General features: G+C 43.1%; 2 protein-coding genes and 1 pseudogene. 2 read left to right on the forward strand and 1 reads right to left on the reverse strand.

All coding sequences use genetic code 11. The annotated features are described in order from the left end of the window. Nucleotides 1-1,760: pseudogene (locus VIP81_RS20060) on the forward strand (hypothetical protein); the annotation flags it as partial. Nucleotides 1,761-1,780: 20 nt separating this feature from the next. Then, on the forward strand, nucleotides 1,781-3,151 hold the full coding sequence (locus VIP81_RS20065) for a RagB/SusD family nutrient uptake outer membrane protein (protein ID WP_331965270.1): 1,371 nt from the start codon (nucleotides 1,781-1,783) through the stop codon (nucleotides 3,149-3,151). 32 nt (nucleotides 3,152-3,183) lie between these two features. Here VIP81_RS20065 and VIP81_RS20070 read toward each other — a convergent pair whose 3' ends face one another. Further along, nucleotides 3,184-3,507 carry a DUF6520 family protein gene (locus VIP81_RS20070; protein WP_331965273.1) on the reverse strand — a complete coding sequence of 108 codons (324 nt, stop codon included), beginning with the start codon at nucleotides 3,505-3,507 and terminating at the stop codon, nucleotides 3,184-3,186. Nucleotides 3,508-3,678 lie beyond the last annotated feature (171 nt).

Below are 3,678 nucleotides of genomic sequence, written 5' to 3' on the forward strand. Positions count from 1 at the left end.
AGCTCTCCGGCACTTATTCCATCTCACCAGGGCTTGTTGCCGAAATGAGATACCAGTATGAACAACAAACAAGTTCTACGTGGAACATGAGTAACGCTGAATTATATTATAGCCGTAACCTTACCAACCTTTATACGCAGCTGGTTGACAGTAAACCAGTTTACGGCATTCCAGTTGGCGCAATCCTGGATCAAAGCACTGAGCAGCTAACAACCCATTCCGGACGTGGACAACTAAACTATGACCGCTCATGGAACAAACACCAGCTTGCAGCATTGGCCGGAATGGAAATAAAACAGTCCAAAACGATTTTCAACACCGGCAGAACCTATGGCTATGATCCGGACCTGCTTACGTACTCAAATATCAACTATGTTGATTATCTGCCTACATACATGAATCTGAAAGGTGACCAGCAGGTATATGATCCAAAGGATTTTAATAAGTTCGTATACCGCTTTGTTTCCTATTATGCCAACGCTTCATATACCTATGAGAACAAGTATATTATTTCAGCGAGCACAAGAAAGGACGCCAGTAACGTTTTTGGGGTCAGAAGTAATCAGAAGGGCGTTCCCCTGTGGTCAGCAGGGCTACGCTGGAATATTTCTCAGGAAAACTTCTACGATTCCGATATTTTCCCGGTGCTGGCGGCACGTCTAACATATGGCTACAGTGGCAATACCAGTAACCGGTTATCTGCCTATACCATCATTAGCTATAATCCGGCTGGTTACAACTATCTGATCAATGAGCCGTTTGCCACCATCACTACGCCCCCTAATCCTGATCTGCGTTGGGAGAAAACAGCTACCACTAATTTTGGTATTGATTTTAGAACCAAAAGGGACATACTCAGCGGAAGCGTTGATCTATATAACAAAAAAAGTACCGACCTGATTGGCAATACTCCATTAGATCCAACCACCGGCGTAACAACTATGACCATGAATTCCGCCAGTATCAAGGGTTACGGATTGGATATTTCCATTGCGGGAAAGATTATAGATAGGCAGCAATTAAAGATAGCCGCCAATTTACTTTTCAGTTACAACACGAATAAAGTTACCAGATACCAATATAAGTATAGTAAAGCTATCAGTTATTTGGGGTCTGGTATTAACCCATTGGAAGGCAAACCTACAGATGCCTTATTAAGCTATCGCTGGGAAGGCCTCGATGACCAGGGTAATCCACAGGGCTGGCTGGCGGGTAAGGTAAGTTCAGATTATTCAGCTATTCGCAGTAAAACATCACTTGATGATCTGGTGTACAGTGGCCGATCATTGCCACCATTTTATGGCGCATTCAGGCCCGTTATTACTTTCCGGCGCTGGAGCCTGAGTGCTAACATCACCTATAAGCTAGGACATTATTTTAGAAGAAATTCCATCAACTATTCTGCCTTATATCAGAACTGGAATGGTCATAGTGATTTCGCTGGCAGATGGCAGCAACCAGGTGATGAGAAAACCACCACAATACCGTCTATGGTGTACCCTGCGAACAGCTATCGGGACGAATTCTATCTGCAATCTGCTGTATTGGTCGATAAAGCTGATATTATCCGCTGGAAGGATATTAGTCTGCAATACAACTATGTTCCTGTAGGAAGATCATTCTTTAAACAGCTTCAAATTTTCCTATACCTGGACAATATCGGAACGATCTACCGCGCAACCAGGTATAATGTAGATCCTGAGTACGGAACGATGGTTCCTCCACGCAGTATATCCTTTGGTCTAAAAACGTCTTTGTAAACTTTCTAAAAACAGAAGCCATGAGATACTATAAATATATATCGATCATCTGTTTCCTTTTAACAGTACTACTATGCCTAAATGCTTGCCGTAAATACCTGGATGCAAAACCTGACAATAAAATGGTGGTACCGGCAACCATAAAAGATTTGCAGGCCATGCTTGATGATGTGGCTACTATGAATCTTTCATGGCCAATCGCCGGGGAGATAGCTGCTGATAACTACTATTTACTTTCCAGTAGCTGGTCCGGTCTGTCCTCTATTACGGACAGAGAAAATTATATCTGGAAAGATGATGTAAGTAATGATATGGATTGGAGTTTATCATACCGGATTGTATTTAAAGCTAATGTAGTCCTGGAAAAATTAAATGACATTGATCCCGCACCCGGAGAAAAAGACGAATGGCTAAGGCTAAAAGGTAGCGCATTGTTCTTCCGGGCTTTTTCGTTTTATATGATTGCCCAGGAATTCACGCTACCATACGATCCCAATACCGCACAGTCGGCGTTGGGTATCCCACTGAGATTGACTGCTGATGTAAATGAAACATCTACACGTACATCCGTAGAAAGCACCTATGCCGCCATCATAAGCGATCTGGAAAATGCAGCCCAACTGCTGCCGGTAAATACATCCTATAAAACAAGACCGTCCAGATTAGCGGCTTTTGCCTTACTCTCCCGCGTTCACCTCACGAAAGGAGACTATACAAAAGCCTGCTTATTTGCTGATTCCTGCATAAAAAATGGAGCGCAACTCATGGACTACAACGAACTAAACCCCAATTCCGATGAACCTTTGAAGCGATTTAACAATGAGGTCATTTTTCATGTGGCTGCGAATTACTCGTATTGTCTTGATCCATCTATCTGTAAGGTTGATACAGCCCTGGCTGTGTCTTATTCGTCTGATGATCTACGAAAGCAGCTTTTCTTCAGAACTAATACTGACGGCAGTAAGGCTTTTCGCGGAAATTATGATGGTAGCAACTCATATCAGCTGTTTACTGGTTTGGCTACTGACGAGGTTCTTCTCACAATGGCAGAATCCCTTGTCAGGATTGGGAAAAACACAGAAGCGTTACAAACACTGAATGACTTCTTAAAACGCAGGTATGATAACACCAGATTTATTCCGGTAACTGACACGGATAAAGATCGTCTGCTGTCATTAATCCTAACAGAAAGAAGAAAGGAGCTGCCCTTCCGGGCCATAAGATGGGGGGATCTCCGAAGGTTAAATAACTCCGCCACCACCTCTGTCATTATTAACCGGCAGGTCAATGGAGCGACCTATACCTTACCTCCCCATGATCCACGCTATGCCATGCAAATACCCAATAACGTAACAGCTATTGTTCCAACCATACAGAAAAACCCAAGATGAAAAAGGCAGGTGTTTAACACCTGCCTTTTCTTTTAAGGTTTAAAAACTACTCTGCCCGCAATAGGTGTACCTGCATCAATATCCCCCTGGATATTATTCAATGCCGTTGCATCCGGTAAGCTATTACTGGCATTCTTCTCTACCCGGATTGCACACAACTGGCTTCCATTTAAGCAACCTGTTGACGCTACCTCATGATAATTTGCAGGATTCGCTGTTCCTCCTGACTGAGTAGGGGAATACTCGAACCAGGCCATTGCACGACTTCCTGCAGATGAAGATGCCTTCATAGCATATGCTCCCCCGATAGCTCCTATAAGGGCAATACCGGCAAACAGCAACTTAACTTTTTTCATAACATTGTTTTTAAAATGGTGAAAGAAATGATTGCTACTGTGCTTTTTGTACGCAGGTGACAGGCAAAACCCGCATTGCGCCGCAATAACTTATGTATGGGTCTATTTATTATGTCCTAAATACTTGACCAAAGAAAAAGAACAGACGAGACTATAAAGGCTACCACACCT

The organism is Chitinophaga sp., from assembly GCF_036566945.1.
Lineage (GTDB): Bacteria > Bacteroidota > Bacteroidia > Chitinophagales > Chitinophagaceae > Chitinophaga.